The 26,750-nt window shown below is 53.9% G+C and carries 25 protein-coding genes, 1 tRNA gene and 7 pseudogenes; 13 read left to right on the plus strand and 20 right to left on the minus strand.

Annotated features, from left to right (window positions below; all coding sequences use genetic code 11):
- Window positions 1–13: 13 nt before the first annotated feature.
- From OA238_RS11045 to OA238_RS31725, 3 genes and pseudogenes are all read left to right on the plus strand, one after another.
- Window positions 14–916, plus strand: a complete 903-nt coding sequence (locus OA238_RS11045; protein ID WP_015495236.1) for an alpha/beta hydrolase — start codon at window positions 14–16, stop codon at window positions 914–916.
- A gap of 64 nt (window positions 917–980) precedes the next feature.
- A complete protein-coding gene (locus OA238_RS11050) occupies window positions 981–1,415 on the plus strand; it encodes a hypothetical protein (RefSeq protein WP_015495237.1) in 435 nt (144 codons plus the stop codon).
- A 91-nt stretch (window positions 1,416–1,506) separates the two neighbouring features.
- Window positions 1,507–1,638, plus strand: a pseudogene (locus tag OA238_RS31725) (IS256 family transposase); the annotation flags it as partial.
- A gap of 47 nt (window positions 1,639–1,685) precedes the next feature.
- Here OA238_RS31725 and OA238_RS11055 read toward each other — a convergent pair.
- The 4 genes and pseudogenes from OA238_RS11055 to OA238_RS11065 form a co-directional block, all read right to left on the minus strand.
- Window positions 1,686–2,171: pseudogene (locus OA238_RS11055) on the minus strand (transposase); the annotation flags it as partial.
- A gap of 112 nt (window positions 2,172–2,283) precedes the next feature.
- Window positions 2,284–2,415 (minus strand): hypothetical protein, encoded by a 132-nt coding sequence (locus tag OA238_RS34470; protein WP_275450498.1) that lies wholly within the window; start codon window positions 2,413–2,415, stop codon window positions 2,284–2,286.
- 106 nt (window positions 2,416–2,521) lie between these two features.
- Window positions 2,522–2,767, minus strand: a pseudogene (locus tag OA238_RS31730) (integrase core domain-containing protein); the annotation flags it as partial.
- Window positions 2,768–2,826: 59 nt separating this feature from the next.
- Window positions 2,827–4,083: an ISL3 family transposase gene (locus tag OA238_RS11065; protein WP_015495238.1), complete on the minus strand. Its 1,257-nt coding sequence runs from the start codon at window positions 4,081–4,083 to the stop codon at window positions 2,827–2,829.
- 427 nt (window positions 4,084–4,510) lie between these two features.
- Between OA238_RS11065 and OA238_RS11070 the strand changes: the two genes are divergently transcribed.
- The gene (locus OA238_RS11070; protein WP_015495239.1) at window positions 4,511–5,641 is read left to right on the plus strand and encodes an ISAs1 family transposase; all 1,131 of its coding nucleotides are present in this window, start codon (window positions 4,511–4,513) and stop codon (window positions 5,639–5,641) included.
- Window positions 5,642–6,105: 464 nt separating this feature from the next.
- Here the strand turns inward: OA238_RS11070 and tnpA are convergent, their stop codons facing one another.
- Together tnpA and OA238_RS11080 are read right to left on the minus strand one after the other, a co-directional pair.
- Entirely contained in the window at window positions 6,106–6,525 is a 420-nt protein-coding gene (gene tnpA, locus OA238_RS11075; RefSeq protein WP_015494130.1) for an IS200/IS605 family transposase, read from the minus strand.
- Between the two features lie 108 nt (window positions 6,526–6,633).
- A complete protein-coding gene (locus tag OA238_RS11080; RefSeq protein ID WP_044036681.1) occupies window positions 6,634–6,921 on the minus strand; it encodes a hypothetical protein in 288 nt (95 codons plus the stop codon).
- Window positions 6,922–7,015: 94 nt separating this feature from the next.
- Here OA238_RS11080 and OA238_RS30085 point away from each other — a divergent pair.
- The 3 genes and pseudogenes from OA238_RS30085 to OA238_RS11090 form a co-directional block, all read left to right on the plus strand.
- A pseudogene (locus OA238_RS30085) lies at window positions 7,016–7,300 on the plus strand (transposase); the annotation flags it as partial.
- A 64-nt stretch (window positions 7,301–7,364) separates the two neighbouring features.
- Window positions 7,365–7,661: a transposase gene (locus tag OA238_RS11085; protein ID WP_015495240.1), complete on the plus strand. Its 297-nt coding sequence runs from the start codon at window positions 7,365–7,367 to the stop codon at window positions 7,659–7,661.
- Window positions 7,658–7,873 carry a hypothetical protein gene (locus tag OA238_RS11090; protein ID WP_044036682.1) on the plus strand — a complete coding sequence of 72 codons (216 nt, stop codon included), beginning with the start codon at window positions 7,658–7,660 and terminating at the stop codon, window positions 7,871–7,873. The genes OA238_RS11085 and OA238_RS11090 overlap by 4 nt, the downstream gene beginning before the upstream one ends.
- Here OA238_RS11090 and OA238_RS11095 read toward each other — a convergent pair.
- Window positions 7,870–9,102 carry an ISL3 family transposase gene (locus OA238_RS11095; protein ID WP_015495002.1) on the minus strand — a complete coding sequence of 411 codons (1,233 nt, stop codon included), beginning with the start codon at window positions 9,100–9,102 and terminating at the stop codon, window positions 7,870–7,872. The two genes, OA238_RS11090 and OA238_RS11095, sit on opposite strands and share 4 nt — an antisense overlap.
- Window positions 9,103–9,155: 53 nt before the next feature.
- Between OA238_RS11095 and OA238_RS11100 the strand changes: the two genes are divergently transcribed.
- Together OA238_RS11100 and OA238_RS31735 are read left to right on the plus strand one after the other, a co-directional pair.
- Entirely contained in the window at window positions 9,156–9,920 is a 765-nt protein-coding gene (locus OA238_RS11100) for an IS3 family transposase (RefSeq protein WP_245581500.1), read from the plus strand.
- A 34-nt stretch (window positions 9,921–9,954) separates the two neighbouring features.
- Window positions 9,955–10,131, plus strand: a pseudogene (locus OA238_RS31735) (IS256 family transposase); the annotation flags it as partial.
- 10 nt (window positions 10,132–10,141) lie between these two features.
- Here the strand turns inward: OA238_RS31735 and OA238_RS11105 are convergent.
- Window positions 10,142–10,483: a hypothetical protein gene (locus OA238_RS11105; protein ID WP_144055885.1), complete on the minus strand. Its 342-nt coding sequence runs from the start codon at window positions 10,481–10,483 to the stop codon at window positions 10,142–10,144.
- A 229-nt stretch (window positions 10,484–10,712) separates the two neighbouring features.
- Between OA238_RS11105 and OA238_RS11110 the strand changes: the two genes are divergently transcribed.
- The 3 genes and pseudogenes from OA238_RS11110 to tnpC form a co-directional block, all read left to right on the plus strand.
- Window positions 10,713–11,843 (plus strand): ISAs1 family transposase, encoded by a 1,131-nt coding sequence (locus OA238_RS11110; RefSeq protein WP_015495241.1) that lies wholly within the window; start codon window positions 10,713–10,715, stop codon window positions 11,841–11,843.
- Between the two features lie 98 nt (window positions 11,844–11,941).
- Window positions 11,942–12,163, plus strand: a complete 222-nt coding sequence (locus tag OA238_RS33705) for a DUF6444 domain-containing protein (protein WP_015495645.1) — start codon at window positions 11,942–11,944, stop codon at window positions 12,161–12,163.
- A 15-nt stretch (window positions 12,164–12,178) separates the two neighbouring features.
- Window positions 12,179–13,261 (plus strand): annotated as a pseudogene (gene tnpC / locus OA238_RS11120) (IS66 family transposase); the annotation flags it as partial.
- Here tnpC and OA238_RS11125 read toward each other — a convergent pair.
- Window positions 13,224–14,716 (minus strand): IS3 family transposase gene (locus OA238_RS11125; protein ID WP_085982753.1). Its coding sequence is split into 2 segments (ribosomal slippage): window positions 13,224–14,266 and window positions 14,266–14,716, totalling 1,494 coding nucleotides; the frame shifts between segments, so codons are not numbered across the junction. The pseudogene tnpC and the gene OA238_RS11125 sit on opposite strands and share 38 nt — an antisense overlap.
- 248 nt (window positions 14,717–14,964) lie before the next feature.
- Between OA238_RS11125 and OA238_RS34995 the strand changes: the two are divergent.
- Window positions 14,965–15,204 (plus strand): annotated as a pseudogene (locus tag OA238_RS34995) (phage integrase central domain-containing protein); the annotation flags it as partial.
- Window positions 15,205–15,307: 103 nt separating this feature from the next.
- Here the strand turns inward: OA238_RS34995 and OA238_RS11140 are convergent.
- The 11 genes from OA238_RS11140 to OA238_RS11190 form a co-directional block, all read right to left on the minus strand.
- A tRNA-Ser gene (locus tag OA238_RS11140) sits at window positions 15,308–15,397 on the minus strand.
- Window positions 15,398–15,456: 59 nt separating this feature from the next.
- A complete protein-coding gene (locus OA238_RS11145; RefSeq protein WP_015495243.1) occupies window positions 15,457–15,822 on the minus strand; it encodes a hypothetical protein in 366 nt (121 codons plus the stop codon).
- On the minus strand, window positions 15,819–16,538 hold the full coding sequence (locus tag OA238_RS11150; protein ID WP_015495244.1) for an alanyl-tRNA editing protein: 720 nt from the start codon (window positions 16,536–16,538) through the stop codon (window positions 15,819–15,821). The genes OA238_RS11145 and OA238_RS11150 overlap by 4 nt, the downstream gene beginning before the upstream one ends.
- Window positions 16,535–18,961 (minus strand): DUF3772 domain-containing protein, encoded by a 2,427-nt coding sequence (locus tag OA238_RS11155; protein ID WP_015495245.1) that lies wholly within the window; start codon window positions 18,959–18,961, stop codon window positions 16,535–16,537. Before OA238_RS11155 ends, OA238_RS11150 begins: the two co-directional genes overlap by 4 nt.
- Window positions 18,961–19,989 carry a cysteine synthase A gene (locus tag OA238_RS11160; RefSeq protein WP_044036687.1) on the minus strand — a complete coding sequence of 343 codons (1,029 nt, stop codon included), beginning with the start codon at window positions 19,987–19,989 and terminating at the stop codon, window positions 18,961–18,963. The genes OA238_RS11155 and OA238_RS11160 overlap by 1 nt, the downstream gene beginning before the upstream one ends.
- A gap of 66 nt (window positions 19,990–20,055) precedes the next feature.
- Entirely contained in the window at window positions 20,056–21,189 is a 1,134-nt protein-coding gene (locus tag OA238_RS11165) for an NUDIX domain-containing protein (RefSeq protein ID WP_015495247.1), read from the minus strand.
- Entirely contained in the window at window positions 21,189–21,512 is a 324-nt protein-coding gene (locus tag OA238_RS11170; protein WP_144055886.1) for a TrgA family protein, read from the minus strand. The genes OA238_RS11165 and OA238_RS11170 overlap by 1 nt, the downstream gene beginning before the upstream one ends.
- Before the next feature lie 168 nt (window positions 21,513–21,680).
- Window positions 21,681–22,892, minus strand: coding sequence for an SAM-dependent methyltransferase (locus OA238_RS11175; protein ID WP_015495249.1), 1,212 nt, complete (start codon window positions 22,890–22,892; stop codon window positions 21,681–21,683).
- Between the two features lie 166 nt (window positions 22,893–23,058).
- Window positions 23,059–24,468, minus strand: a complete 1,410-nt coding sequence (locus OA238_RS11180; protein WP_015495250.1) for a cryptochrome/photolyase family protein — start codon at window positions 24,466–24,468, stop codon at window positions 23,059–23,061.
- 154 nt (window positions 24,469–24,622) lie between these two features.
- Window positions 24,623–25,606, minus strand: coding sequence for an acryloyl-CoA reductase (gene acuI, locus OA238_RS11185; RefSeq protein ID WP_015495251.1), 984 nt, complete (start codon window positions 25,604–25,606; stop codon window positions 24,623–24,625).
- Between the two features lie 42 nt (window positions 25,607–25,648).
- Window positions 25,649–26,749, minus strand: coding sequence for a dimethylsulfoniopropionate demethylase (locus OA238_RS11190; protein ID WP_015495252.1), 1,101 nt, complete (start codon window positions 26,747–26,749; stop codon window positions 25,649–25,651).
- Window position 26,750: the final 1 nt, after the last annotated feature.

Consider the following 26,750-nt stretch of genomic DNA (forward strand, 5'->3'; position numbering starts at 1 on the left):
GTGAGTAATTAATATGTTTATAGAAAAAGAATTTACATCAGAAGGCTCAATCTTAAGAGGCAGATGGTATGCTGCTCAGGATAAAGACAATGCGCCCTGTATAGTTATGTGTCATGGAACTACTGGCACTGTATCAATGGCACTATCTAGTTATGCCATCGAATTTCAAAAAACTGGTTTCAATGTTTTTCTCTATGACCACGTTGGGTTTGGTAGAAGCGAAGGCAAAATCAGACAAACCATAAACCCTTGGGTGCAGGGTAGAGGCATAGCCGATGCCGTTGCGTTCGTAAAATCACAGGAAGAATCTCATAACGGTAAAATAGTACTCTGGGGTGACAGCTTTGCAGGAATGATGACTTTGGTTGTGGCTAGCCTCATCGATAATTTAGCCGGTGCGATTTCATTCTCAGCCCCATGCGGATTGGATGTGCTAGAATTTGAAGATCCGGAGAAAAGCTTCGAGACTCTGAAACGTATTTTTTACAATGGTGAATTTGATCAGCTTGAGGATTTGGCCCGGGAAGGTCCAATGCCGGTTGTTTCGTCTGACCAAGAGGCTAACCCTTCCTTACTTAAGCCAATACAAGCTTTCCGTTGGTTTCTCGACCAAGGCGGCCAGTGGAACAGCGACTGGGAGAATAGGGTCACACGTGTTATTCCTAAGACGGAAGTTCCCTTTTCACCATTAGTAACCGCGCCCTTTATACAGGTGCCTGTTTTGATGATGAATGGTAAGAAAGATGAAATGCCTCAAGTCATTCGTGAAGTACAATTAGAAGTCTTCAACAGATTGAAAAATAGAAAGCAGCTTTATGAAATTGATGGCGGTCACTTTGGGGCGTTATATCCTCAGACACCTTTATTCTATGAGGCATTAGCTGTTCAGAGCGCTTTTATTAAGTCTGTAACTTAATCAATCAAGCCCCTCTGGACTGTAACTCACAACCACCTCATAAATCAAATGAAAGAAATAAAGAATGACCGACACAAACATTCAACTTCTTGACCCCGAAAACCTCCCAAAAACCGTTATTGAAGCCTTTGGTGGTGACGAGAAAAGAGCCGTTAGCTTGTACAACCACATTAACAAATGCACGCTCGGGTGTAATGCTGAGTGGCTGATTTTTCAGCTAAGAAACCCTTTGTATCAGGCTTTAGAGGCTGACGACAATGGTGACTTCAACTGGCCGGAGCGTCTGTACAGCTTTCTAAACACTAACAACGACTGTCTCGTGGAGTTCTTTGGTGAGCCAACCGAGGTAGGCAAATTCGAGCTTCACACAGCAGAAAAAATGGTCACTTTCTTACCAATGGCTGAAGGGATGACTGCAGTTGATGTTCGGGACAATGTTCTTGAGCAAGAGGAAGAAATCGTCTTTGTCATCTATGTTGATGAGACGAGCTATGACTGAATCTGGTGATTGGGCGGTTTGAAGGTTGGCGGCGTATCTGGTTGAATTGTTGTTGTGAGACAGCAGCCCAACCGAAGAAAGATACACCACCATGGAAACGACTAACATTGTTGATTTTGCGCGTCGAAACGGGATGTCGGTCCCGCTGACGTATTTGTTAAGAACGGGAGCACAACAATTGATTGCGACAGCAGTTGAGGCCGAGCTTGCCATTTATCAGGCGTAATTTTCCGGCTATTTCGCGATTTGTGTGGGTAGTTTGTTTTCTGGTCACTCAACGATAGCCCTAGATGTTGTGGTGTAGGGCGACGCTTGCAGGTGGCTGAGTTTGCCAGAGATCAGATAGGCCATGAGGATGAGGTTGCGTGGTTTTCGATATCCTCTGGCGCGCGCCTTGGCGGCTTGGATTAAGCCGTTGATGGCCTCAACTGAGCCATTGCTCAGGGCGCTTTCAAAGCTGTTAAGGATACCATCCCAGTGGGTTTTCAGGGTCAGGGCGAGCTTCTTGAAGGGCGCTAGCTTGCTGCGGCGCGCCCATCGGAACCATGCGGTGAGCCGCTCTTCGGCCTCGGCGCGCGTGGTCGCCGCCGCAAAGATGTCGCGCAGCGCTTCCTTCAAGCGGAAGGCGCGCCCTGTCTTCAGCTGCATGCGTGATAGCGTGTGGTACTGTGCAATCTGTTTTTTGGTCCACTTCTTTTTGTCCTTGAGCCACATCCATCGGCTTCGTTTCAGGGCGAGCTCTGCGCGCACCTCAGCAATCCATAGCAGAAGATCAATACAACTATCACCTAACAGCCTATTTTCGCCGAGTATCGTGTCCAGTCCTACAATTAACAACGATAGTCTCAACCATACAGCCGGCAACTAATCAGAGTGAGCTCTTTAATGTTTCCCCTGCTTGTTCAAAGTTCTTATTTTGTGGCTTCTTTACTACCGCAAAGGTCAAAATTCCAACTAAAATTATACAAATTCCAACTACTATCATGACTTGTTTATTCATAATTCAAATCTCCCTTAATTTGGTATTTTACAAAATAAATGTGAATTTTATAATAATGCCAAACATGAATGTAAATTTCAACTTATTTCTGTTGCAGTGTATAGGTTCAGGTGTTTTGAGATTTATGCGGCTTCGGCCTGAGTGTTTTGAAGGTACTCCATGGGGGGGTACCGTTCAAGGCGTGATGTGGCCTGAATGTGTTGTATTTTTCGACAGCTTTTCGCAGATCAAACCTCATAGCGCTTATGCTGTCGGCAATGAGATCACGACACGCATAGAATTCCTCGCGAAAGGTACGGTTGCCACGTTCAACGCCACCGTTGTATTTTGGTCTTGCTGGCGGCAGTACAATAAAAGATCTGGCCTTTTTTTCGGCTATTTCGCGATTTGTGTGGGTAGTTTGTTTTCCGGTCACTCAACGATAGCCCTAGATGTTGTGGTGTAGGGCGACGCTTGCAGGTGGCTGAGTTTGCCAGAGATCAGATAGGCCATGAGGATGAGGTTGCGTGGTTTTCGATATCCTCTGGCGCGCGCCTTGGCGGCTTGGATTAAGCCGTTGATGGCCTCAACTGAGCCATTGCTCAGGGCGCTTTCAAAGCTGTTAAGGATACCATCCCAGTGGGTTTTCAGGGTCAGAGCGAGCTTCTTGAAGGGCGCTAGCTTGCTGCGGCGCGCCCATCGGAACCATGCGGTGAGCCGCTCTTCGGCCTCGGCGCGCGTGGTCGCCGCTGCAAAGATGTCGCGCAGCGCTTCCTTCAAGCGGAAGGCGCGCCCTGTCTTCAGCTGCATGCGTGATAGCGTGTGGTGCTGTGCAATCTGTTTTTTGGTCCACTTCTTTTTGTCCTTGAGCCACATCCATCGGCTTCGTTTCAGGGCGGGCTCTGCGCGCACCTCAGCACGCCTGACTTCTTCCAGCGCGGCGTTGGCCAGCTGGATGACGTGGAACCTGTCGAAGGTGATGGCCGCGTTCGGCAGATGCCGACCGATACCAGCAATATAGGCCCTGCTCATGTCGATGCAGGCGGCAGTGATGGCGTCCGGATCGCCACCATGGGTACGGAGGTCTGCAGTGAAAGTCTTGACCGTGCCCGCATCGCGGCCTTCACAGGCAAAGAGCAGTCTTCCCGCCTTGAGATCATGGAACAGGGTGATGTAATTGTGGCCGCGCCGCGCTGCTGTCTCGTCGATCCCGACAGCCGTCACGTCGCTGAAGTCCTCCAGCTCGCGCGCAGCCGGGACGTAGTGGTCAAGCACGCGCCATGACCGGTCGTCCCCGATCTCGAGAAGATCGGCTATGGCCTTCACCGGCATCTCTTTGGCCAGAGCGATCACGAAGGCCTCGAACAATTGGCTGAAGCCGCTGCCACTGCGCGCCCAGGGAACCGTGATCTGCCCTGTCTTGCCGCATGCGCTACAGGCAACACGGGGAACGGAGGCGTGGATGAAAGCCTTGTGCTCAATGAAGCGCAGATGCTCCCAGGTCCGGGGCCGCGTGTCATGGACCGGCTGATCGGCCGCGCCACAGGACGGGCAGGCAAACCGGGTGCCAGGCTTGAAGCGGATCTCGAAGTGGATCTCCTTTGCCTTGGTATCGAAGCGCACGTCGGAAACGCTCCAGGGCGCTTGCAGACCAAGCGCAATCGTAAACAAGTTTGTCTCGGGCCCCATGGTTCCCCTCCATCTTCTGATCTGTGGGAACTATATTCTACCTTGCGACATCGCAGACGCCAACAGATCCGGCGCGTCAGGCGCTGCGATATGTGAGGTCTACGCGCTAGACGCGCCTCACCTCGCGACCACAACATCTGGTGACAGCATCAAAAGGCCATCGCAGGCCTACCCACACAATTCGCGAAGGGACCTTTTTTCTCTGCGATTGACAACCTTTGGAACGTGCACGCTCACAGGGCCAATGCTGGTTTGGAATGGTCGAGCCGGATCATACCCATTACGCACAACAGCCGCTTGACCTGCTTCAGTACGCAAGTCGGCAAATTACGCACTCAATTCCCCTGTGTAGAAATGCAGGGGAATCGCGTTTGGAACTGAGTGAGTAAAGGATTGCTCTTGCAGGTGATGGCGGGATGGATTCTGGATGGGTGGTTGTTCTCATCGGGTGCTCATCGCCATGCATATTTTTCTATCCGCCTTCGACGAAGTTCCTGATCCGCGCGCCAGTAACGTGCGCCACGACCTTGGTGAACTGCTCGTTATCGCCTTCGTGTCGGTCTTATGTGGATCGACCTCCTGCGCCGAGATGGCCGCATTTGGCCGTGCAAAAGAGAGCTTTTTCAGGAACTTCCTGAAACTCAAGCATGCCATTCCATCGCATGATACCTTCTCGGAGGTCTTCCGGATCATCGACCCGAAGGCACTCGATGCGGCCTTCAGTAAGGTACTTGCAGATGTGGCCAAGCTCCTCAAAGACGGTGATATCATCGCGATTGACGGCAAAGCGTTACGGGGTGCGCGCGACCCGGGCGAAAGCGCACGGACCCGCATGATGGTCTCAGCCTATGCCTCGCGGCTGCGCCTGACGTTGGCGACAGTACCTGCCGATCGAGGCACAGAACTCAGCGCGGCCATAGAGGCGCTTGGGTTGATCGATCTGCGGGGCAAGGTGGTCACCGGTGATGCATTACATTGCAACCGCCGCACGGTTGCCGCAATCAACGCAGGCGGCGGTGATTGGTGCCTCGCCCTCAAGGGTAACCAGGAATCCCTGTTGTCTGACGCCCGTGGATGTTTCAGCAAGGGGCACAAAAGCGATCCAACAGCCGTTACGGAAAATACCGGCCATGGAAGAAAAGAAACCCGTAAGGCGGTCGTGGTATCGGCTAAGGCATTGGCAGAATACCACGAATTCCCTGGCCTCAAGGGGTTCGGTCGCATCGAGGCGACCAGAGAGACGGGCGGAAAGGTGACCTCAGAGACCCGCTACTTCGCGCTGTCTTGGGTTCCCACACCTGAGGTGCTGTTGGCCGCTGTCCGCGACCATTGGGCCATCGAAAATGCCCTTCATTGGCAGTTGGATGTGTCTTTCCGCGAGGACGCCGCACGCAATCGGAAAGACAACGGTCCCGGCAACATCGCCGTTCTACGTCGCCGCGCACTCGACGTCCTCCGGCGTGACACATCCAAGGGCTCTCTCTCCATAAAAATCAAACGTGCAGGCTGGGACACCACCTTCTTACGCAGCATTCTCAGTGACTTGGCAACAACATGAGCCAAACGCGATTGCCCTGTGTAGAAATGGAGGACTCTGCTTCTAATGTTCTTACTTGAAATTACCTTATTAAGCATGTGTTATAATTCAATAAATTCAATAAATTCAATACATAGAACAATCATATAAGTATGAGGCTGTTACATATTTTTATCTAACTAGAAATGATCTTCATCATCTAATAAGCTATCAAATTCATCATATTCATAAATTATATCACATTCAGATTTTTTAACACTTACTATTGGCTGAGTAGGATAATGACTAGGGATTTCAGCTAAGTAGGATTCTTGTCCATACCTTGTAATATCCATATCAAACACAAAACCAAGTGAGTGAAATAAGTTTTCTTGTAGGTATGCTACTTGAAAACCACAATCTCTCTAAACTTTCTGATCTCTATAAAGATAGAAATAATTTTCAGCTCGTTGGCATGAATAACCTTTGATGGACCGACTGAACGACTACCGGCTGACGCCGGTAGGTTCCCTTTTTGAATGTAATTCAAGATACTGAAGTATGACAGCGTCAGTGACATTGCCGCTAGTTGTTGAGAAAAATCCGCGAGCCCAAAACCGCTGGCCCCAGTACCGTTTGCGCAGTTCGGGAAACTCGCGCTGTATCTTATAAGACGAGCGTCCCTTGATCCGCATCATCACCTTTGACAATGCTATCTGAGGCGGGACCGATATGAACATGTGGACGTGATCGGTCGACAATACGCCCTTCTCAATATGCACGCCAAGTTCTTGGCATGTTTGGATAATGATTTCACGGATACGCTCACGCATCTCACCGCGCATAACTTTGTATCGGTATTTTGTTGTCCAGACGACGTGAAACCGGTGATAAAATTTGGTATGGCTTCCTGTGGAATAGATCATAATCTTCCCTCTCATTTTTAAGACCCTTACTGCTTCGCGGGGTCTTAAAAATGAGAGGGAAGATTATAGTACATTACGCTAAAGCGGACCGGCTGGAAGCCGGTGGCTTTAATCCCGTTTGTGGAAAGTAAACCGTTCGTAAATATCAGCACGTTTTTGGTCTGTTACATTAAACATGAACCAATTTTTGTTTACTCGAGTGATAAGCTTATTAGCGGCTGATACGAGTTTTCTATAAAGTACGATTGGTTTTGGAGTATCACCTTCAACAGTGAATACTTTGATGTATTCAATATCACCCATCCACTCGTCAGTATCTTCTTTGAACATAATAAGTGAGTTGTTGTCGTATTCTAAAACGTAATTATAACCTTCGTGATAAACCTGTTTCATCATTCATTCCCCTAAGGCTTATCCCCTTTGCTCCGGCGGCACCTGATGTAGTGCGAAGCGGCTTGCCAATCTAGAATGTTCTGGTATTGTTCCTCCCATGCCAGCCAGATGGAAAAACGACAAACCCATGTCCCGCCCCGCGTTCGACGCCAGGTTTTCTGATGAGGAAGCGTGTTCGCATTATCTGGTGGAACATCGTTGGCCTGAGGGCTTCGTCTGTCCTTCCTGTGGCACCTGCAAGGGCTGGCCGTTAAAGCGAAATCGCGCGACTTGGGAATGTGCCGGTTGCGCACGGCAGACATCCGTGACGGCTGGCACGGTAATGCACAGCAGCCATTTGCCGTTGCGAATTTGGTGTCTTGCCGCGCACATCATCACCAGCCTGAACTTCGTCCCTGTTGCCGGACATTGGGGTACTTTACCCCAGTCCGTGAAAGGGGCACCAAATGGGACAACATCGACGCAATTATACAGACGATTATAAGGCAGCTGCAGTTGAGCGGTTATATGAGCCTGGTGCGACGCAAGGCAGCGTTGCCAAGGAGCTTGGGATCACTGGGACGCAGCTGAAGACGTGGCGCTTGGAAATTGAGGCGTTTGGCTCAGTTGAAGCCAAACGGCGTCAGCAGGCGGATGCGGCTGAATTGCTCCGCCTTCGCAAAGACAACAAGCGGCTTGCTGAGGAAGTGGAGATTTTGCACAAAGCATCCGCTTTTTTCGCGGCGCGGGCGGTGAAACCATGACGAACAAGCGTGCTTTCGTCACCGCCCATAAAGCTCAATACGCGGTTTCAATATTATGCCGTCTTCTAGAGATATCCCGGGGCTGGTTCTACGGGTTCCCAGCCAGTCAGCCTGCACGTGATCAGCGTCAAGCTAATCGCGACGCTCGGGATCAGGCGTTGCTTCCCAAGATAAAAACCTTGGCTCTTCTCCGCTTTGTTGAGTTATTCTAGGATTTCAAATAGAACATAGATTGATTATCTGGGATGGATGATTGTCTAATTTTGAGTTTGAAGTATTCGGTATCCCTGATGCCCCTGGCTCGTTTGCGGATCATTCCTATACTGACATTACCAGCCTCTATCCTGGCGCTTGTCAGCTTGTGTTTCGCGTAGTTGCATATGCCCACACAATGTTTTCTTAGGGATTTTGCGAACTTTTTCAGATAGAGCATGTGTGACTGATCTGCGATCAGGCACCAATTTTCCAGTTGCTCTGACATCCCCTCAAATGATGGGGCGCTCCACAGAGCCTGAAGCTGTTCTTTTAAGACGTAAAGCGTATTCAGGTTGCTATTGCTCTCCAGCAACGTTTGCAGCTTGTTACTTTGTTTTTCATTCAACTTATCCGCATTTTTGAGCAACAGATAATGCGTGCCCTTCATCAACTCTTTACCACTTGGATCGGCCTTCCTGAACTCAAGGCGACGCTGATTATGGATAGCCTTGCTGTAGTTTTTCATGACGTGGAAACGGTCAAATACGATGTCGGCCATCGGCAAGGACTCCCTGACAGCCTTTTGGTAGGCAGGCCCCATATCCATCGACACGGCCTTTATTTTATGGGCTGTATCTGGCCGCAGCTGTTTCAAAAACCTTGAAAAAACTTCGGCAGTTCGACCGGCTTCCACCCAGATCAGATGCCCTCCGACCATATCGTAGACCACCGTCATATAGTCATGACCTTTCGCCCGGGCCACTTCATCGACACCAATGTATTCCAAGCCAGCAAGCTGTGCGGGATCAAGCGCAGGGAGCGTTTCCATCAGGTATGCCTTGTCGATATTCTTTACCGTCTCCCATCGTATACCTAAATGCCTGGAGACAGCCAGAATGGATAAATGACGGCACAATCCACTGATAAGATGGCAAAATCGATGGGTGAAACGGCACCCTTTATCAACAAAAGGACACGCCTCAATGCGGCGCTCACCCTTGCTAATAAAAACCTGCGCTAGCTCAATCTCAATCACACAAGGATACCCAAAAAACGGGATGTCGTTTACTTGTCGGCGAATATGTTGGTTGATGCTACCCTTCTTGCCGGTTGCAGGGTCTATAGCGCTCCTGCGGGCATCCCGACTGCACTGAACAATAACCTTCGCACCGTCTTCAGCCAGCTCAATTTCATTTACACGTTGCCCCTTCAGGCGTAAAATATGTTGCGAGATGTCGATGGTCATATACCTGCCCTATGTAAAGTTGTCAGAAACCTAACATATCAACAGGTTACTTGATGGTCAGCATCTTTTCTTACTCAACAAAGCGGAGAAGAGCCAAAACCTTCTTCAAGGCCAGTAAGAAATGTTATGGATCAAAGCGTATTCACCAAGACTTACTGGCGGATAGTGAGGTCGTCTCCGAGCGCCGTGTTGCGAGAATAATGAAGGAACACAAGGTGTCCCCGCTTCTTCGCAAGCGTAGAAAGCCAATCACAACGGACAGCAATCATAAGCTGAAGCCATCCCCAAACTTGTTGGAACAGAAATTCCACAGCCAGACGCCTAATGCCGTTTGGCTGGCGGATATCACCTATATCGACACGGACGAAGGCTGGCTTTATCTGGCTGGCGTGAAGGACATGGCCACGCGTGAGATCGTCGGTTGGGCGATGGAGGATCACATGCGTGCGGAGCTTTGCTGCGCCGCCCTCGAGATGGCTCTGGGACGCAGAGGCCCGGTTCCGGGATTGATACACCACTCCGATAGGGGCGGCCAATATGCTGGCGGGGACTATCGCAAGCTGATCAAAAAGGCGAAACTCACTCAATCCATGAGCCGCAAGGGCCAATGCCTCGACAATGCGCCGATGGAAAGCTTCTTTGCTTCATTGAAAAAGGAGATGGTTCACCAGCGGCGCTTTAGAACACACGCTGAGGCCAAGGCCGCCATCTTCGAATACATTGAGGTCTTCTACAACCGCCAGCGCCGTCATTCAGGCGTCGGCTACAAAACGCCAAAACAGGCTTTCGAAGATATGACTTGGAAAATGGCAGCATAGGGTCAATAAGCAAACTGTCCGGAAAACGGGACGAAGTTCAAAGGGCTGCCTGTCACGCGATGGCATGCTGCACATGATGTTCAAACTGGGGCAATGTGCTGAGCAAAATTGGAGGAAGCTACGCGGCTTTGACTACCTCGCAAAAGTCATCACAGGCGTCACGTTCAAAGACGGAATCGAAACCACAAACCCCGACCAGATCACCGCATGACCAACAATACTCAAACACCAGATTTGACAATAACTCCCTCTAAAAGTTCAGCTTCCCTAAAGCGAAGATCATGTCTTACTAATTCAATGATCTGATCCAGTTTAGAAGGATCATTCTTGAAGCTTTTTGATGGATCAAACTGCGCATCAGCTGTTCCATTATTACCAATCGCAATTCCCTCACCAAAGGCGAATATATCCCATAATTTGCTTTGTTCTAATAAAAAACCTTCAACACGCTTACGAATCTCAAGCGACTCAAGACCTTGGGGCTTTTTCCCAACGGTTGAATATAACTCTCGTGTTTTCTGTAATTTGTGCTTTAGCTCAGATGCTTTTGTCTTGTTTGTCATAATCCTAAAGAGCAACAGCTACGTGGATGCCGTCAAGGCTGATTGCGGATAAATAAAATTACAGGATTACTCTTGGTTTCTTCAAAATATTGTAACTCCCAAGCACCCCAGCCGATAACGGGTTTTTGTCAGTTTTGATGTGAGTCTCCTTGGCTATTACAGGGGAATCGCGTTTGGAACTGAGTGAGTAAAGGATTGCTCTTGCAGGTGATGGCGGGATGGATTCTGGATGGGTGGTTGTTCTCATTGGGTGCTCATCGCCATGCATATTTTTCTATCCGCCTTCGACGAAGTTCCTGATCCGCGCGCCAGTAACGTGCGCCACGACCTTGGTGAACTGCTCGTTATCGCCTTCGTGTCGGTCTTATGTGGATCGACCTCCTGCGCCGAGATGGCCGCATTTGGCCGTGCAAAAGAGAGCCTTTTCAGGAACTTCCTGAAACTCAAGCATGCCATTCCATCGCATGATACCTTCTCGGAGGTCTTCCGGATCATCGACCCGAAGGCACTCGATGCGGCCTTCAGTAAGGTACTTGCCGATGTGACCAAGCTCCTCAAAGACGGTGATATCATCGCGATTGACGGCAAAGCGTTACGGGGTGCGCGCGACCCGGGCGAAAGCGCACGGACCCGCATGATGGTCTCAGCCTATGCCTCGCGGCTGCGCCTGACGTTGGCGACAGTACCTGCCGACCGAGGCACAGAACTCAGCGCGGCCATAGAGGCGCTTGGGTTGATCGATCTGCGGGGCAAGGTGGTCACCGGTGATGCATTACATTGCAACCGCCGCACGGTTGCCGCAATCAACGCAGGCGGCGGTGATTGGTGCCTCGCACTCAAGGGTAACCAGGAATCCCTGTTGTCTGACGCCCGTGGATGTTTCAGCAAGGGGCACAAAAGCGATCCAACAGCCGTTACGGAAAATACCGGCCATGGAAGAAAAGAAACCCGTAAGGCGGTCGTGGTATCGGCTAAGGCATTGGCAGAATACCACGAATTCCCTGGCCTCAAGGGGTTCGGTCGCATCGAGGCGACCAGAGAGACGGGCGGAAAGGTGACCTCAGAGACCCGCTACTTCGCGCTGTCTTGGGTTCCCACACCTGAGGTGCTGCTGGCCGCTGTCCGCGACCATTGGGCCATCGAAAATGCCCTTCATTGGCAGTTGGATGTGTCTTTCCGCGAGGACGCCGCACGCAATCGGAAAGACAACGGTCCCGGCAACATCGCCGTTCTACGTCGCCGCGCACTCGACGTCCTCCGGCGTGACACATCCAAGGGCTCTCTCTCCATAAAAATCAAACGTGCAGGCTGGGACACCACCTTCTTACGCAGCATTCTCAGTGACTTGGCAACAACATGAGCCAAACGCGATTGCCCTGTTGGCCATTAGGCGCATGAATTTTCTGTTGTGGTCTGAATTTCGTGGCGCTGTGACGATTTCTCTGAATCATTGGTGGAATGGACCAAGTTACTGCTCTTGAACAACTCCTTGCCACGGCTCTGCGCAGGATCGCCGAGTTGGAAGCCGCGTTGGCGAGCATGGCGCAAGAGAATGCGGATCTGCGGCGTCAGTTGGCCAAGAACAGCAGTAATAGCAGCAAGCCGCCTTCGAGTGATGGGTTGAAGAAGCCGGTACCGCGTAGCCTGCGTGGTAAGTCCGGTAAGAAAAGTGGTGGCTAAGTTGGCCACCGAGGCGACACCCTACGTCAGACAGCAACGCCTGACTTTGTGGAGCGACATGAGGCTGAGGCCTGTGGCACCTGTCAGCATGGCTTGACGGCTGGGATGATCAAGGCGGTGGAGAGGCGTCAGGTTTATGACATACCGGTGCCGCGTCTGGAGGTCACAGAGCATCAGGCAGCGATTTATTGTTGTGGCCATTGCCGAGCCACGACGACAGCCACCTTTCCCGATGGCGTGAATGCACACGTGCAATACGGTAAGCGCATTCGGGCGGCGGCGGTCTACTGCAATGTTCAGCAGCTGATCCCCGAGGATCGGGTCTGCCAACTCCTGCGTGATTTGTTTGGTGCCACCAGCCTATGCGCGGCCAGCGTGACCAACTGGGTGAACGGCACAGCGCGTACCTTGGGTGGCGTCGTCGAACACATTCTGGCCCGGCTCAATGAAGGCGGCGTTCGGCATCTGGATGAGACCGGACTTCGTGTTGCTGGTAAGCTGCACTGGCTGCACTCAATCAGCGATCTCGCCTTCACGCATTATCGCATCAGCGCCAAGCGCGGTGCTGTTCCATCCTTCCTGACCGGCGGGACAATTGTTCATGACCACTGGAAGTCCTATTACGCCCATATGAGTGGGGTGGACGCGCACGCCCTGTGCGGGGCGCATCATTTACGGGAACTCAAGGCCATCGAAGAAATCGAAAAGGAGCCGTGGGCGTGCGCGATGAGCGTGCTGCTCAACAGCGCCAATCAGCTCAAGTGCGCGGCTCAGGGGCGAGGCGAGACCGAACTCCCCACGTCGGTTCACCACGGCATCCTCACCAAATACATGGCGATCCTCACCGAGGGCCTCGCCTTCCATGAGCGACAAGACCCACTGGCTAGACGCACTGGTGCGCGAGGCCGAAAAGCCAGGCGGCCAGGCCATAACCTTCTGGTCCGCTTGCGCGACTACCGTGATGACGTCCTAAGGTTCCTTACGGATTTCACAGTTCCCTTCACCAACAATCAGGCCTGCCGGAACGTATCAACGACTTTGAGACAGTGGCTTTTGGACTTTAGGCTTGGGTTTCTTCGGTTGGTTTTGGTGGGTTGATCCAGACGGCGGTCGGGATTTGAGGCGGTTTTGGTGGTTTGTGTACGAAGCGTTCGGGCGTGGCGAGGAATGCCGCGTCTAGTGTTGCTTGTCGCGCGGTGTAGATTTCTTGGGCCTGCCCAAAATGGATTTGGTCGGGCGTCATCAGACCAATCCCGGCGTGATGATGGTCTTGGTTATACCATGCAAAGAACCTGCGGCAGAATGCGCGAGCCTGCTCGATGGTTTCAAAGTTCTTGGGGAACTCTGGCTGATATTTCAGTGTTTTGAAGTGGGCTTCGGAGAACGGGTTGTCGTTTGAGGTGTGGGGCCGACTGTGGGACTTGAGCACACCAAGATCAACCAGCATCAGGGCTGTCGTCTTTGCCTTCATGGGCCCACCGCGATCTGCATGCAATGTCAGCTGATCGCGTGGAACCTCGTGTTTTTCCATCGCGTCGATGAACAGCTCTTTGAACTGGCTGGCGCTCTCCGCGTGCTCGACGCGCCAGCCAACAACGCGGCGGCTGAAGATGTCGAGGATGACATAGAGATAGAAGTAGGACCATTTCACCGGGCCCCTCAGCTTGGTGATGTCCCAAGACCAGACCTGATTGGGGGCTTCAGCTAGAAGTTCAGGCTTTTGATAGACGGGATGTGTGCGCTGTCGGCGGCGTTCGCCAACTTCGCCCTGCGCGGCCAATATCCGATACATCGTGCGGATTGAACACAGATAGGTGCCTTCATCCAGCAAGGTGGCAAAGACCTCTGTGGGCGTCTGATCCGCAAAGCGGGGTTCGCGCAGGTGGTGCAATACCTGGTCTCTTTCCCTTTCCGGCAGAGCCCGCGAAGACGCTGCGCGCGGTGGGCGTGTGCGTGGTGGTGCCGTCAGCGCCGCACGCTGTCGAAGAACGCTCGCGCGCGATAATGATAGCGCGGCGCAGACAGCCGAGGTCAAGCCGCTGCCGGTGGGCAATGCAATCGCGACGGCCATCATGATTTGCCGCTGCGCTCTTGCGTCTGCTCCATCTCGTCCAGAAGTCCCACCACTTTTTTTTGGATGGCAATGATGGCTTCCGCCTGATCCAGACGGCGCCGCAAGGCTGTCACCTCACGGTTGGCCTTGGCCAGCTCAGCTTGCAATGGATTGGCAGGTGCCTTTTGTGGGCCACGGCGCATTGGCTGCAATGCACCCAATGTGCCGGCCGCCCGCGCACGGCGCCAATCGGTCAGTGCAGAGGAATAAAGCCCCTCCCGCCGTAGAATGGCGGAAACCCCGCCAGTGTCTGCCACTTGGTCCGTCTCATCCAGAATGCGCAGTTTGTATTTGGCTGTGAAGTTGCGTCGCTTCGGGATGCTCGTCAGTTCCGCTGTGGGAGCCAACGGCGCATTAACAACGCGGGGAGGCGACGTTGGGGCAAAAACGGCTCCAGATCCAGCATCTGGCGAAAGTGGTGATTGTGAAGGCATAACCATGGGTTCGTTCTCCTACGCCCTCAAGTGTAAACTTTAGCCAGTCAATTGTCTCACGCTTATTGGCACGGAGGGCACATGGGGACGCATGCAGTGACCACGTGTTCAAGTCATTGTTTTAATGAAATAAAATATGACTTAATAGCAAAGGCTCAGGAAGAATCCTGTAAGGTCCACAAAATCCATGAACAACATGGCGCAACAAAAAACACGCCGCTCAGTTTCTTTCTACTTTAGAGACCTATACCTTCCCCCGCATGGGCAGCCTCAAGGTATCAGAAGTCACAACGGCGGACGGGCTTGCCATGCTGCAACCAATCTGGCTTGCAAAGCCCGAAACTGCCAAACGGGTTCGCCAACGTATCCGCACGGTCATGCAGTGGGCTGTTGCGAACGGCTGGAGGCAGGACAACCCAGCGGGAGCGATTTCGCAAGCATTGCCCAAACAGAAACAACCCGTGAAACACCGCAAATCGGTAATGTGCAACTGAAGCGATCTTATCCAGTCCTGATTTGGTTTGTGGGGGTTGTTGTGGGGGTCAATTTACTTGTTTAAGAATTATCACATACAAATCAAGTAGTTGCCATATTTAATGGCGGATCGACAGGGATTCGAACCCTGGAGACGGTCTCCCGCCTACACACTTTCCAGGCGTGCGCCTTCGACCACTCGGCCACCGATCCGTTGGCGCGGTTTATCCAACAAATGACATGCTTTGCAAGAGGCGTTTGACACTTTCGGCCTAGTTTTTACGCGTGCTCAAAAGCAGCGCCGCAATCAGTGCTTCACCCAAGGCTGCCATCAGGATCATTGGCGTGGCAATGCCTTGCATCAGAGCGATCAATCCGGTGATGCAAACGCCTGCAAACATAGCCGCAACACCGAGGGCGACAGCGTCGCGCAATGCACTGCGCGGCGCACTGGAGGCGGCCCACAGGATGATCATCGCAGCAAGAAACATAGGGGCTGCGCGGCGGGTCATGAATTGCGCGCTGACATTCGTCTCAACCCCGTAAAGCGGCAAGTATACTTGCGGAGCAAACAAAAAAATCGCGAAAAGCACGGCGCGCACGGCAGCGACGAGGCGGGAAATCAGTTGAAATGTCATGTGTCTATATGCAAGTAAACGCGTCGGTTCTGCTTGCCTTTTTTCTCGACCTTACCAAAACGGATTCGGCCTATTTCAGAAGTGTTGCGCACGTGGGTACCACCGCAGGGTTGATAATCGGCGGTGTTTTCAGCTGCACCTATACGCACCATACGAATACGCCCTGCCCCTTTGGGCGGTGCCACGGACATGGTTTTCACCAGTTCCGGATTTGCAGCCAGTTCGCTTTCGTCGATCCACTCGGTCGAGATGTCAAAGTGGCAATCGATCAGCTCATTGAGGGTGTTTTCAAGTGCGGCCTTATCTGCGATCGCGTCGGGCATATCGAAATCAAGACGGCCCTTTTCAGCGCCGATTGACCCACCGGTCACAGGCAGCGGGATCACGACAGACAGCAAATGCAGCGCGGTGTGTACGCGCATGTGGCGATGTCGGCGTTCCCAGTTTAGCGACTGCGACACCTTCGTGCCGACAGCAGGAAGCGCGTTAGGTTCGGCGGGGACCAGTATTATCGTGCCACCCGCGCCCTTGACCGCTGTTGCGATGTCTATGGCACCACCTTGCCATGTCAGCGTGCCACTGTCGCCCGGTTGCCCGCCACTGGTCGCATAGAAAATTGAAGCGTCCAGAATAATCCCGCCCTCATCGGTCACCGCGAAAACCCGCGCATCAGCGTCGCGCAGGTAGGCGTCGTCAATAAACATCGGCTTGGTCATGACGTTACATCGTCCTTAGGTGGCTCATCTTTCGGCGACTCATCAGATGGCGTTTGCGCTGGACGCTTGCCACTAAAATCCAACACTTCTGGATTGCGCAGCCAGATATCGCGTTGACCGAACGGAATTTCGATGCCTTCCGCAACAAAGCGCTTGGCGATGGCGTGGTTCATGTCAGATTTGACATGCATCACATAATTGACGTCACGCAGGATGGCGCGAATTTGAAAATCGAGGCTGTCGGCCCCGAAGCCGATAAACATCACCGCAGGCGGCGGGTTCATGACCACCATCGGATGCGCCTCCGCGATTTCACGCAGGATACTTGTGACCCATTCGGTGTCGGTACCATAGGCCACGCCGACGGGCACAATCGCGCGTCCAACGCTGTTGCCACGGGTCCAGTTGATCACCTGATTGCTGATCAAATCGGCGTTCGGCACGATGACATCGGTGCGATCGAACGTTTCAATGCGGGTGGAACGCACAGAGATGTCACGCACATACCCCATCTGACCGCCAACCTCGATCCAGTCGCCTTGGCTGATCGGGCGTTCGATCAACAAAATGATGCCGCTGATAAAATTACTGACAATATTTTGCAGACCAAAACCAATGCCAACCGACAGCGCGCCTGCAACAATCGCAAGACCACTTAGATCAATCCCCGCCGTCGTGATTGCGATCAACGCCGCCAGAAAAATCCCGATGTAACCCAAACCCGATACAACTGCGTTTTGCCCACCAATATCCAACTTAGTGCGCGGCAATATGGTGGTGCGTAGTGCAGCTTGGGTCAGGCGTGTGATGGTGTAACCAAGAATGAACACCACCGCGAAAAATAGAAAATTGGACGGCGAAATCTTGGTTTCACCGATGTTGAAACCTTCGCGGAACCGCGCCCAAAGTTCAGTCAAATCAGTGACCTGCGCACCCCAGATCAGAGCTAGAACCGGCAAAGATACCAGCACCAACATGAACCCGATCAACACCGGCATCAGCGCATCCTGCGCCGAACTTTCCGACTTAGACAACAGCGTGTAGGCATCTACAGTCAAGCGCTGGAGCAACAACAGCAACGCCAATACGAAAACGGTCATCGCTGCCGGATAAGTGATGGAGTCAAATGCGTTCGAGTATCCAAGCGCCGCCAGTCCAATCCCGATAACGGCCGCCCCCATCAGGCCACGACTGATCGCTGATCGCAGCGTCACGCGGAACGAACGCTGCACATCATCGGCATCAACAATCGTAGTGCGCCGAATGATATGGCCGAACCAGTACAGCGCCCACGTCATCACCACCCCGAAAGGGAACAACGCAACCACCGACGGCACGACATGAAGCGTGTTGACTGTCACAAAAACCTGCGCCATCCCAAATGCCATCATCGTGTAGCCCAAAAGAATAAACCGCCTGTGCGCGCGCCCAGATTGCTGGGGTGATAAACCTATGGGATGTCCGCCATCGGTCGAGTTCGTCGGAAGCAACTGCCCGGCAAACCAATGTGCCAATATCGCCAACAGACCATATTGTGGCAAGACTTCTATGATCGCCGACAATCGTCTGCCGGACATGCCCGACAGTTGCAGCGCCGTGGAAAAGGCCATCAACCCAAGCAGCGGAATAACAATCTGCCCCAGCGACAATACAAACTGCAAAACTTTTTGACCACGCCGCGAATGGGACACAATCAGCCCTGCGGCCCAGCTAAACCACGCCCGCCCCCGCAGCACGAACACGACAGACACTGCCAGCAGCACGAAAATTGCCGGAAACTGGCTGAGCATTTCACTGCGGAGTCTTGGATTGTTAGCGTTAACTTGAACCTCGCCTTTAAGCGTACCCACAGCCGCTGTCAGCGCATCCCAGGTCCGGCTCCAGCCGTTTGGATTGAGCGGCGATTGTGACCGTTCCAAAAAGAGTTCTGTTTGGCGATCACGGATGATGCTGTCAATTTCACCTATTTGGCCATTGGCTTGTGTGTGGGCTTCTTGTGCCAAGATCGCTGGTGCCCGCAAATCGCTAAGCTGGTCGTTCAGAAGGCCGCGCCGTACCGCGATGTGCACGTTTTCTGCGGCGGCATCCGGGACCTCCCCTAACGCAGCGATCTGTGCCCGCACGGTGGTAATGCGCGCTGCGTTCAGCGTTTGTCGCGCCAGAAACCTATCGCGCCAGTCCGCCAACTCACTGCGTAAATCGCCAAACGCAGCGTTTGAGGCACGTCCTGATTCCAGCGCGGCGTTGGCGCGTTCAGCAACCGCTTCCCACTCCGCTTGATCGACAAATGCGGGGCCTTGATCGACCGCGCTGGCCGGGTCTCCGGATGGTGTGCTGGCGTCTTCGACAGTGACGTCGGTGTCTTGCGCCCACGCTGGCGAAACGGCCAAAAGCAGAACAAGCAATAAGAACCTAAATCGCATCAAACATTTTCCATTACATTCGGAATGTCGCGGGGCGCTTTGTCCAGCCATGCCGGAACCGGCAGACCGTTTTCGCGCAAGAACTCGGGGTTAAACAGTTTGGCTTGATACCGCGTACCGTAGTCGCAGAGAATGGTGACAATCGTATTCCTCGGCCCCATATCGGCCGCCATACGCATGGCACCCGCAATGTTGATGCCGCTTGATCCGCCCAGACACAGACCCTCATCAGCAAGTAGGTCAAAGACAATAGGCAAGGCTTCTGCATCGGGGATTTTGTAGAAACTGTCCGGTGTGAACCCGTCAAGGTTGGCCGTAATACGCCCCTGCCCGATGCCTTCGGTGATCGAATTTCCGCCGGCGTCCTTGCCAGTGTAGAGTTTGTACAGACCCGACCCTTCGGGATCAGCCAGCCCGATGTTCACGCCATTTGGTTGCAGCGCCATGCCGACGCCCGCAAGCGTACCACCGGAGCCCACTGCGCAGACAAACCCGTCAACACGGCCATTGGTCTGATCCCAAATTTCGGGTCCGGTCGTTTCGATATGGGCTTGGCGGTTGGCGACATTGTCAAACTGGTTGGCCCAGATCGCGCCGTTGGGATCGCTTTGCGCCAGCCGTTCAGCAAGGCGGCCGGAATATTTCACGTAGTTGTCGGGGTTCGAATACGGCACAGCCGGCACTTCGATCAATTCAGCACCCGCGATGCGAATCATGTCCTTCTTTTCCTGACTTTGGGTGTCTGGGATCACGATCACCGTCTTGAATCCCAACGATGCACCCACCAGCGCGAGCCCGATACCAGTGTTGCCTGCCGTGCCCTCTACAATAGTGCCGCCGGGGCGCAGCGTGCCCTTGGCGACGGCGTCGCGAATAATGAACAACGCCGCGCGGTCCTTGACCGACTGACCGGGGTTCATAAATTCAGCCTTGCCTAGAATCTCACATCCCGTCGCTTCGGATGCGGCGCGCAGGCGGATCAGGGGTGTGTTGCCGACAGTGTCAGCAAGATTAGTACGTATGGTCATTTTTGCAGCCTTTCGCATTTGATGTCCGGTTTAGGGGAGCGCCCCCAAACCTGCAACGGGGCACCGTCAAGCGGATGGGCGCAAACCGTCACGATTGCGCGCAAGCCAATGCCCCGCGACCAACAATGGCAACAGGCGGAATTCGCCCGCGTTCAGGGCTTTGTCAAAATCCGCCCAGTCCATGATCTGTGATCGTATGTCTTCCGCTTCGCTCAGTTTCCCCCCGACGCCCGCCGACCCGTCCGGCAGGTCCGTGATGCCGACGTAGATAAAGAAATGCTCGGTCGTAGACCCCGGGCTGGGATAGGCCGCTGACACGCATTTGAGATCTGTGAGCGTGATCCCCGCCTCCTCCAGCGCCTCGCGCCGTGCGGCTTCTTCGGGTCCCTCACCGGGGTCAATGCGCCCCGCGATGGGTTCGATCGTCCACGGGTTTGAATCGCCGCGCAAATAGGCACCCGTGCGGAATTGTTCGACAAGCATCACGCGGTCGCGCACCGGATCATAGGGCAGCACAATGGCGCAATCGACACCGATAAAGACCGCGCGGTTCACCGGATCGCTCATTGATCCGTCAAAGCGGCGGAACGACAAGTCCAATTCCTCGACGTTGAAAAATCCCGCATAGCGTATACGCGCCTCAATCACTTGCACATCATTGCGCCCCATGCGCCCGCTTTGATTAGAATCCGGTCCACTAGAGTTTGCCGTCCGCTGGCGCGACGCAGCCCGCGCCATCATATTGGGATAAAGCTGGCCCATCTGCGCCGCTGGCATGCTGTCGATTGTGGCCATCGCCTCAACGGCGGTCATCGTCGTGACCTCGCCAAAGGCCGCAATCCAACCCTCACGGTCCCAAGGCTCTGCTGGGGTCCAGCGGCCAACGGGCGGCACATAGGCCGTTACATCACGCGGTCGTTGGTCCTGATCCAGCACCACAAATTCGATCCGCGCGTAATCAAACGCCTTTTCGTAATAATCCAACCGCGCGATTTCGCCATCATCAAGACCAGCAATAATGATCCCTTCGGCCACACCTGTCGGGTCGCCGTGCATGATTGGGAAAACATGACCTTCCACACGGCTCACACTATATTCGGGCCGCACGGCCCATGAAATGCGTTTGGCTATCTCCGGATCGCCGCTCACGACCTCCAGAAGCGGCATGTGGAGCAATGTGCCAAAAATAAACAGATCCATCAGCTAAAGCGCCGTCCAAAAAATTCGGTAATTAGCCCGCCCGCAAAACCGCCGATCAACAACGTCGCAAGGATTTCCGGCGTCAGGATCATCGTTCCATGTTCAATGAACAGCGCGAACACATCAGTCACTGCCTCTCCGGGGCCATCGTAGAGTTTGCGCAAGGATCGTTTGATCATCATCCCGAACGAATTGAAAAACAGCGCCATAACGACCATAGCCACCAACGCGGTCAGACCATAGCTGAACGCAGCCACGTATCCCGTACCGGCCCGTGGCCCTGCAATTTTCCAGCCTGCGACCAGACCGCAGATCGTGTTGATCTACTTTAACCAGCCCATGGGTGCGTCTACTGGAAATAGCGGCACGATCAGCGTGCTTGCGTACCACGCAAGTGCCCCAAACAAAATTGCCCCGATCAGTCGTCCCATAGTCGGCATGTGCTGCTACTTTGCCCGAACGGTGCCGCGTACTTATATGAATTCGACCTTTTACGAATTCGGACGTGTCACCGTGATCTGCGTTACATCGCAAATACCCCCGCGAAAGGCACCCGCGCAAGAGGCGAGGTAAAAGTTCCACATCCGGCGGAACCGATCATCAAACCCCAATGCAGCCACTTGGTCCCATTTTTCGTTGAAGGTTTCGTGCCAGCGGCGCAGCGTATCCGAATAACTCTGGCCAAATTCAACCGATTGCGTGACCTCTAATCCAGCCTTACGGATCGTGTCGCGCAGGATCGTTGGCGCAGGCAACATACCCCCGGGGAAGATGTACTTCTGGATGAAATCGACCCCACGTTTGTAGACGTGCCAGCGTTTGTCCTGCACCAGAATAACCTGGAATGTGCCGCGCGCACCGGGTTTCAACCGCGCGTGCACCGTTTGAAAATACGTCGGCCAGTATTTCTCACCCACGGCCTCAAACATCTCGATGGATGCGATGCCATCATAGGTGCCTGTTTCATCACGGTAGTCTTGCATCTTGAACGTGACCAAGTCAGATAGACCAGCCTTTTCAATACGATCCACCGCGTAGTTATACTGTTCTTGGCTGATCGTTAGGGCCGTGACACGCAAGCCGCGTTCCTTGGCCGCGTATTCCGCAAAGCCCCCCCAGCCGCAGCCAATCTCAAGCACATGATCGCCCGCCTTCACGCCCATTTCATCAACCATAGATGCGTATTTCTGCGTCTGGGCGCGCGCCAAATCTTCTTGGCCGGTTTCAAACTTGGCAGATGAATAGGTCATCGTTTCATCCAGCCAAAGGCCGTAAAACTCATTGCCCAGATCGTAGTGATAGCTGATGTTCTTGCGCGCTTGGCGTTTTGAATTGCTCTGCCACCAGAACCGCAGCTTTTCATAGCTCCGGATCAAACCCTGCCCGGGAAACCCGTCATAGACTTCTTCGGCGTCATCGCTGACCAAATCCATAAACGCCATCAAATCCGGCGTTGACCACCAACCATCAAGATAGGCTTCCGAGAACCCAAGGTCGCCTTCGCGGATCAATCGGGCGAATAAATCGTCGTTCAGGACCCGCAAAACTGCAACATAGCCCGCCTCAGCGGCCTCGGCGCGAAACGTGCGGCCATCTGTTAGCACGAAATCCACACGGCCACGCGGCAGGTGTTTCATCATTGCAAAAACTTGGCTAAAATAGCGTGGCAAATCAGATTGCCCGTCGGTTGTCGTGAAGATCATCGAGACTCCCAAAGAATTGGCCGAAAATGGCTGCCCGGATTTCGCCCAGACTTTAATGTTCCTACTAGATACGGGGTTCGGAACCCCTTGGTTTCACAATATGTTAACGGGCCGGCAAAAAACTGTCACGCTGGATTTCCCCCAGCACGACACAAGAACGGCGCGATCAAAATTCGCGGTCCTTATATGCCTCCAGCGCGCGTTGGCGGCCCGTTGCCATATCGACAACGGGTGCTGGGTAGACATCACTTGGCGCCAAACCCCAACTTTTGGGAATAGCGTCAAAATAGGATAGCGCCGTGTCGGGCGCTTCGCCCTGCCCTTCGGCGATCCACGTGCGCGCATACAGCCCCGCATGATCAAACTTATCAAGCTGTGTCACCGGATTGAACACCCGAAAATATGGCGCCGCATCGGGGCCTGATCCGGCAGCCCACTGCCAACCCATCGCGTTGCTTGCCGGATCCCAATCCGTCAGGCAGTCGTCAAACCACGCCTGTCCCACTTTCCAATGGGTCATCAGATGTTTGGTCAAATAGGACGCCACAATCATCCGCCCGCGATTGTGCATCGTGCCACTGACATACATCTCGCGCATGGCGGCATCGACGAACGGAACACCTGTGCGCCCCTGTTTCCAAGCCATCACTTCAGCGGTGTCGTCGGTGTTCCACGGAAAGGCATCCCAGCCTTCTTTCCAATTGCGATCAACGATGTGAGGCGTGTGGTGCACCAGATGATAGGCGAATTCGCGCCAAACCAATTCTTTGCAAAACACTTCAGCCTGCCCTTTGCCGCTGTGAATGGCCGCCCAGCCTGCATGCCAACACACCGCAGGGCTGATTTCCCCGTAGGTCAGGTTTTCGCTTAGTCGCGACGTGCCATCCACGCTCGGCATATCGCGATTGGTTTGGTAGCTCTGCACACGTTCATCAATAAAAGTATCCAGCCGAGAGCGCGCCGCCTCTTCGCCGACGCAGATATGCGCGGCCAATACATCGCGCCCTCGCCGCATCGCACCACCCAATTTCCAATCGTCCAACTGATCGGACGCTGGCCAGACATCGGGCACGGGCACAGATGCGGGTGCCGCGATTGGCGTGGCGACTTCGCGCCCGCGCACAGTCTTCCAAAGCGGCGTAAAGACGCGGTAAAATCCGCCAGTCTTCGTTTCAACCGTCCAGGGTTCAAACAACAAATGACCCGCAAATGATGCCACCTCGATACCGTCGTCTTTCAGCGCCGCCTTCACGCCCGTGTCGCGCGCCTTGCTTGCGGGATCATACAGCCGGTTCCAATAGATCGCTTGCACACCAGTTTGCACCACCAATTCGCGCAAGACCGCTAAGGCGTCTCCACGCCGTAAAATCAGCCGCGATCCCGCCTCCGCCAAAGCCGCGCCAAAAACCCGAACGCCTTCTCCCAGGCGAAATTTCGGCGCAGCGCCGTGGCCCTCAACGACCTCGTCACAAATGAACAGCGCGATAACAGGCCGCCCTGATGCACAGGCCGCCGACAGCGCAGCATTGTCGCCGATGCGGAAATCCCGCCGCACCCAGTAAATAACCGGTTTCAAATCGCGCTCCTTTTATTGATCCAGAACGTAACCCGCCAAGCGCTGAAGCCAACCCGTCATTACTTTAAATTACCTCCGCAGGAGGCGAGCTGGCGGGACCGGGAAGCCGGAAGCGGCGCATTTGTTGGTTCACAAACGGCGCCGCCCCCATTGCTTAGGCGTTCACATCAACGACAACGCGGCCCTTCACCTGACCCTTGAGAATATCGCGACCAAGTTGCGGTAGATCGGACAGAACCGCGGGCTGCACCATGGCCTCCAACTTCTCCATCGGCAGGTCTTTGGCGATCCGCGCCCATGCCCGCACGCGGTTATCATAGGGCTGCATCACAGAATCGACCCCCAGCAAATTCACACCGCGCAACAGGAACGGAATGACCGTCGCAGGCAAACCCGCGCCACCCGCCAAACCCACAGCCGCAACTGATCCACCGTATTTGATCTGTCCCAGCAACCGCGCCAGCATTTCACCGCCGACGGCATCGACACAACCGCCCCAAATTTCGGCTTCAAGCGGGCGTTTGACCGTTTCGTTGATTTCCTCCCGCGCGACGATCTGCGTCGCCCCAAGAGATTTGAGGTAATCCGCCGTCTCAGGGCGCCCCGTCACACCAGCGACCTCATGGCCCAGATTGGCGAGGATGGCCGTGGCCACGGACCCGACTCCACCAGCCGCTCCCGTGACCAACACAGGCCCGTCCTTGATGCCGTGATCCTCAAGCGCCATCACCGCCAGCATCGCCGTGAACCCTGCGGTGCCAACAGCCATCGCCTGACGCGTGTCCAGACCATCGGGCAGCGGCACCAGCCAATCGGCTTTGACGCGGGCCTTTTGGGAATAACCGCCCCAATAGGCCTCTCCGACGCGCCATCCGGTCAACACAACCTTGTCGCCAGCCTTATAGCGCGGGTCGTCGGATGCTTCGACTGTCCCGGCAAAATCAATGCCCGGCACGTGTGGATAATTGCGCACCAATCCGCCACCCGGTCCGATACACAGCCCGTCTTTGTAGTTCACCGTCGAATATTCGACCGCGACCGTCACGTCACCTTCTGGCAAACGATCCAGCCCGATCTGCTGCACAGATGCGCTCGTCTTCCCGTCATCGTCTTTTTCAACCATCAAAGCATTGAACATCGAAATTCTCCTTTTTCGCCCAGAAGTCTGCTCAGGGCTGCATCAAATCCAAAATGTTTCTTGTACCACCGCAGGGAAAACCCCCGCATGGGTGACCACGTCCAGATCGGTCGCAGGGTCCCAATGTGTCATCCGCACCATTCCGATGGCCACGTTCGTTTCAAAGTCGGGCGACCAGGTGGCGGACGTCACTGTTCCCACCTGCTTTTGCCCGTCCATCAACGGCCAGCCGCGATCGCATGGCGGCAACGTACCTTCAATTCGCAGCGCCCGCACCTGCTTGACGGGACCCTCCTTGGCCACACGCAACAGCGCATCACGACCGACGCAACCAATTGCAGTTTGGGTTGAACAGAAACGCCCCAAACCAGCTTCGTGCGGCGTGTTTTCGCGGTTCATGTCATTGCCATACGACAACAACCCGCCCTCGATCCGCTCAATCAGGTTCGGACAGCCAGCATGAACGTCAAGGTCCTTGCCCGCCTCCATAAGCGCATTCCAAAGCGGCATACCAAGGTGGCTGCCCTCGACATACACCTCAAACCCGCCTTGGCGTGAATAGCCAGACCGCGCAACGATCATGTCATGACCTTGGAAATCGAAATGCCCGTAACGGAAAAATTTGAGGTCTTTGACCTTGTCGCCAAACACGCGCGCTGCGAGTTCGTCTGCCTTGGGGCCCTGAATGGCAAGCGGCGAAACATCGGGTTCGTCAACCAAGACATCAAGACGAAGACCGTATGCTAGTCCTTTGATCCAGAACAATAAATCACTATCGGCAATGGATACCCAATAGCGATCTTCGCTGATCTTAACGGCCACAGGATCATTCAGCATCCCGCCGGTCTCATCCACCATCGGAACATAATAACACATGCCAGGTAACATCGCCCGCAGATCGCGTGGCGTCAGCATTTGCATCAATCGTCCCGCATCAGGGCCGCGAATTTCCACCTGCCGTTCAACGGCCACATCCCAAACCTGCACCGCAGATTTCAAATGATGATAGTCTTCGACGATTGAACGGAAAATAGTGGGCAATAACATGTGGTTATAGACGGTATATCCCTTTACGCCTGCGGCCTCTACGCCGTCGGAAAAGGCGGTGCGGCGAATGCGCCGCGATCCTGAAATAACAGCCATT

It is taken from the genome of Octadecabacter arcticus 238 (assembly GCF_000155735.2).
Lineage (GTDB): Bacteria > Pseudomonadota > Alphaproteobacteria > Rhodobacterales > Rhodobacteraceae > Octadecabacter > Octadecabacter arcticus.